3 protein-coding genes are annotated in these 3634 nt (G+C 63.1%); 2 read left to right on the top strand and 1 reads right to left on the bottom strand.

Annotation, left to right across the window (positions count from 1 at the left end; genetic code table 11):
- The coding region (locus AC1DWI_RS16570; RefSeq protein WP_477725238.1) for an ATP-binding cassette domain-containing protein at nucleotides 1–1275 on the top strand (1275 nt) is incomplete at its 5' end.
- A gap of 139 nt (nucleotides 1276–1414) precedes the next feature.
- On the top strand, nucleotides 1415–3112 hold the full coding sequence (locus AC1DWI_RS16565; RefSeq protein WP_477725237.1) for a phospholipase D-like domain-containing protein: 1698 nt from the start codon (nucleotides 1415–1417) through the stop codon (nucleotides 3110–3112).
- A gap of 20 nt (nucleotides 3113–3132) precedes the next feature.
- Here the strand turns inward: AC1DWI_RS16565 and AC1DWI_RS16560 are convergent.
- A partial coding sequence (locus tag AC1DWI_RS16560) for a DUF4080 domain-containing protein (protein WP_477725236.1) occupies nucleotides 3133–3634 on the bottom strand: 502 nt, incomplete at its 5' end.

The following is a 3634-nucleotide window of genomic DNA, read 5'->3' as shown; positions in this document are numbered from 1 at the left end:
GGCAAACTGAACAGCTACCCTGGCAATTTTGCCCAGTACCTGGTGCAAAAAGAAGAACAGATGGCCCAGGAAGCCGTCATCAATGCCAAGGCCGACAAGCTGCTGGCGCAGGAAGAGGTGTGGATCCGCAAGGGCGTGGAGGCGCGCCGCACCCGCAGCGTGGCCCGCATTGGACGCCTCGAAGCCCTGCGCGACAACCGTGCGGCACGGCGTGATGCGGTGGGCCGCGTCAACCTGGACGTCTCCAGCGGCGAGAAGAGTGGCAAGATCGTGGCCGAACTGACGGATGTGAGCAAAAGCTTTGGCCATCCCGGATCGGAAAAAATCATCGTCAACAAATTCACCGGCACACTGCTGCGCGGCGACAAGGTCGGCCTGCTGGGGCCCAACGGCGCCGGCAAGACCACGCTGCTCAAGCTGATTCTGGGTGAACTGCAGCCCGATGTGACGAATCCGCCCGGCAAAATCCGCCAGGGTGCCAACCTGCAGGTCGCGTACTTTGACCAGATGCGCGACAGCCTGGACCTGGACGCCACGCTGGAAGACTTCATCAGCCCCGGCAGCGAGTGGGTCGAAATCAACGGCCAGAAGAAACACGTCAAGAGTTATTTGACGGACTTCCTGTTCTCGCCCCAGCGCGCGAACTCGCCCGTGCGCACCCTGTCAGGCGGCGAGCGCAACCGCCTGCTGCTGGCGCGCCTGTTTGCCCGGCCGGCCAACGTGCTGGTGCTGGACGAGCCGACCAACGACCTGGACATCGACACGCTCGAATTGCTGGAAGACCTGTTGCAAAACTACGAAGGCACGGTGTTCCTGGTCAGCCACGACAGGCGCTTCCTCGACAACGTGGTCACCAGCACCATTGCCTATGAGGGCACGCCCGAGAACCCCGGCTTCTGGCGTGAGTACGAAGGCGGCGTGACGGACTGGATCACGCAATCCAAACGCGCAGCGCAGATCACCGGTGCCAACAAGCCCGCCAGCAGCCCCGCCGGCACCAAAACTTCAAGCAAAACAAGCCCGCAGCCCAATAAGGACGAGCGCGAGCCGCTATCAAAAAAGAAGCTGAGCTACAAGGAGCAGCGCGAGCTCGACGGCCTGCCGGCGCTGATCCAGCAATTGGAGTCGCAGCAAAAAGCCATCGAGCAGGAGCTCTATGACGGCACGCTCTACACCACGAATGCCAAACGGGCGGCGGAACTCAACGCGCGCAACAGCAAGATCGAGGAAGAGCTGATGGCGGCGCTGCAGCGCTGGRAAACCTTGTCGTCATAACCGTGCCCGCTGGCCCCCTGCATGCGGCCCGGCTACAGCCCTGAAGCGCAGTCAAGCCGGGCGCCTACAAGAAGAATAGGTGCGAACGCAGGGCCCGGCGGCACCAAATACATCTCCTTACGCTAAAGTGGCCTGCACCATGCAGACCACTTTCAGTACCCTTTCCGGCACCCGCTTGATCCCGCATACAGGCTGGCGCGCGTTGCGGGGGCTGGCCATGGCCTTCGCCGCTCTTTGGTTAGGGGGCTGTGCCTCGCTGCCCAGCGAGGTTGACCGCCCGGTCTCCACCGCCCTGGCCAACCCGGCTGAAACGCGCCTGGGCAGCCTGGTGGCCGCCCGTGCGGCCAAGGCGGGAACACGCAACGACTCGGGGTTCGCGCTGGTGGGTGACGCCGAGCTGGCTTTCACCAGCCGCATGACGCTGATCAAGGCAGCGCAAAAGACACTGGATATCCAGTACTACGCGATCTTTGCCGACGAAACCACCGAACGCATGTTTGACGCGCTGCGCGAAGCAGCGGGCCGCGGCGTGCGCATCCGCATCCTGCTGGACGACTTCAACACCTCGGGAAAAAACGCGCAGGTGCTGAAGCTGGCGTTTGAAAAAAACATCGAGCTGCGCCTCTTCAACCCCCTGCCGGGCGGCCGTGGCTCGCTGATGTTCCGAATCCTGGGCAACCTCAAGGACACGGCGCGCATGCAGCGGCGCATGCACAACAAGATTTTTGTGGCGGACAACGCCGTGGCCATTACCGGCGGACGCAACCTGGGCGAAACCTACTTCGGCCAGAGCACCGGCACCAACTTTGTCGACATCGACGTGCTGGCAGCGGGCCGCATCGCGCAAGATCTGTCGCGCAGCTTTGACCAGTACTGGAACAACCCGCTGGCCTACCCGGTGCAGTCGCTGATGACCGAAAAGGAAATCGACGCACTCAAGCGCAAGCCGCAGGCCCCGGAAAACCTTTCTTCTCCCGCAGGCACAGCACAGGCCGCTACCCTCCAGGCTGGTGACGGCGCGGTACCCCCCTCAACCCGGCCGGAACGGGTGACCTCTCCATTGCCGACGCTGCCGGATTCGACCGACCTGCGGCTCTTAACCTGGACCTGGGCGCCCTCGGCGCTGCTGGTGGACAAGGCGTCCAAGATCGCCGCCGACGCCGACACCACTGAAGAATCGCAGGACACTACGGTCGACGGGCTGCTTCAACTGATGTCGCAGGCCAAAAACAACCTGCTGATCGTTTCGCCTTACTTCGTGCCCGGCGAACGCATGATGAAGCAGTTTGCCGACCTCCGGCAACGCGGCATTCGTGTGCGGGTGCTCACCAACTCACTGGCATCCAACGACGCGCCGGCTGCCCACGTCGGTTACGCCCGCTACCGCAAGGCCTTGCTGGAGATGGGCATCGAGATTTACGAAATGCGCGCCGAGCAGGAAGGCTCTTTCAGCAGCTTCGGCTCGGCAGCGATCGCGGGGGGATCCACGGGCGGTTCCACCGGCGGCTCACGTGCCAGCCTGCATTCCAAGGTCGTCGTCATGGACGACCGCCTGCTGGTCGTGGGCTCCATGAACCTGGACCTGCGCTCGCAGCTGCAAAACAGCGAAGTGGCCATAGTCATCCGCAACCGAGCCATCTCCGCCGAGGCCACGCGGCTGATCGAGCCCACGCTGGCTTCCGGCGCCTACCGTGTCGAGCTGGAAAACGGTCGGCTGGTCTGGCGTGCGCCGCAAGGTTCGCCACTGAAAGAMTCCATGATCGAGCCCGACGCGAGTTGGGGACTGCAACTGATGCTCAAGCTGATCGGGCCCTTTGCACCGGACGAAATGCTTTAAAGACAGGGCCTTTGGCCCCGTCAAGCCGCTGCAGCAGCTTTCTGAATAGCTTCCCGGTGGGCGCCCACCTCGTCCTGAAGACCGGATTGTTGGCTCACATGGCGCCCTTGCCGCGCTGCGCCTTGTCGGCTGGAACGCACGGGTGCAACCGGCTTGGCGGCACCCAGCAAATCGGCCAGGCAATGGGGACGGCCACGTGCGCCGCTGGCCAGATAGTCGGCCAGCAGGGCGCCGCGCACATCTGCGCCGGCCAAACCCCGCACCGATGTGAGGTGCTCAAACAGCAAATCCACCAGTTTCTCAGGTGCGAACTCATGGGTTTTACCGGTGCTGGCCCAGAGCCAGTCGCTGAAATGCAGAAAATGGCCGAACGCCGAGCCGGGGGCCAGCAGCAGCCGGAGCCCCCGCGCAAAACGCCCTGAGTTGGCCAGCATTTCCCAGTACCGCGCAAAACGGTTGATGCGTTGCATGGTGACAAAGTCAATCGTGGAGTTCTGCAGAATCGTGTACGGCGTCTGCGGG

The organism is Polaromonas sp. P3_C2, from assembly GCF_056402675.1.
The sequence above is the reverse complement of the archived record's forward strand: the minus strand, read 5'-3'. Positions and strand labels throughout refer to the sequence as shown.